1 protein-coding gene and 2 pseudogenes are annotated in these 943 nt (G+C 72.3%); all 3 read left to right on the forward strand.

Annotated elements, in window-relative coordinates; all coding sequences use genetic code 11:
* Positions 1 to 179 (forward strand): annotated as a pseudogene (locus F3J18_RS38480) (tRNA (adenosine(37)-N6)-threonylcarbamoyltransferase complex dimerization subunit type 1 TsaB); the annotation flags it as partial.
* Positions 176 to 673 (forward strand): ribosomal protein S18-alanine N-acetyltransferase, encoded by a 498-nt coding sequence (gene rimI, locus F3J18_RS37590; protein ID WP_013698539.1) that lies wholly within the window; start codon positions 176 to 178, stop codon positions 671 to 673. The pseudogene F3J18_RS38480 and the gene rimI, both read left to right, overlap by 4 nt.
* Positions 660 to 943, forward strand: a pseudogene (locus tag F3J18_RS37595) (uracil-DNA glycosylase); the annotation flags it as partial. The gene rimI and the pseudogene F3J18_RS37595, both read left to right, overlap by 14 nt.

The following is a 943-nucleotide window of genomic DNA, read 5'->3' on the forward strand; positions in this document are numbered from 1 at the left end:
AGGTCGATGGCGCGGCGCTGCCGCACGCGGTGCCGGTCGCGCAGCTCGCGCTGCGCGCGTTTCGCGCCGGCTGCGTGGTGCCGGCCGACCAGGCCGCGCCCGAATACGTGCGCAACAAGGTCGCGCAGACCACCGCCGAGCGGCTCGCCGAGCGTGCCGCCCGGGAGGGCGGCCGATGAGCGGCGTGCTGATGACCGACCGTTATCTGGCGCCGATGACGGATGCCGACCTCGACGAGGTGGTCGAGATCGAGAAGGCCGCCTATGAATTCCCGTGGTCGCGCGGCAACTTCGAGGATTCGCTGCGCAACGGCTATTTCGGCGTCTGCATGCGGCACGTGACGGGCACCCTGGTCGGCTATTGCGTGCTGATGCCGGTGGTCGACGAGATGCACCTGCTCAATCTGTGCGTGGCGCCCGCCGCGCAGCATGCCGGCTGCGGGCTCGCGCTGCTGCGCGAGGCGACGCGCATCGCGCGCGCCGAGCGGCTCGACGGCATGCTGCTCGAGGTGCGACCGTCCAATCCGCGTGCGATCCGGCTCTACGAACGCTTCGGCTTCGAGGTGGTCGGGCGCCGCAAGAACTATTACCCGGCGAAGCACCGCACGCGCGAGGACGCGATCGTGATGCGGCTGTCGCTCGATATTCAGGGAGGCACGCATGAGCTGGCTTGACTCGGCGCTCGACGAGATGGGGCTCGGGCCGCGCTGGGTGCGGCGCGGGCAGGGGACGGCGCCGGCCGTGGCAGGCGAGGGCGAGGTGCAGGCCGGCGCCCCCGTGGCGGCGCGCCCGGAGGCGCTCGACGATCGACCCATCCTGGCTGGCTCGCCGACGGCGAGGGCCGATGAGAGGCTGCCTCAGGCAGCCGCGCGCGAGGAACGCGCCGCGCCTGAATTCGTCAGCGAGCCGCTTCGCCCGGCGCCCGGCGCGAAGCGTCCGTCCGA

Origin of the sequence: Burkholderia sp. Ax-1720, assembly GCF_011753035.1 — a bacterium.
Classification (GTDB): Bacteria; Pseudomonadota; Gammaproteobacteria; order Burkholderiales; family Burkholderiaceae; genus Burkholderia; species Burkholderia gladioli.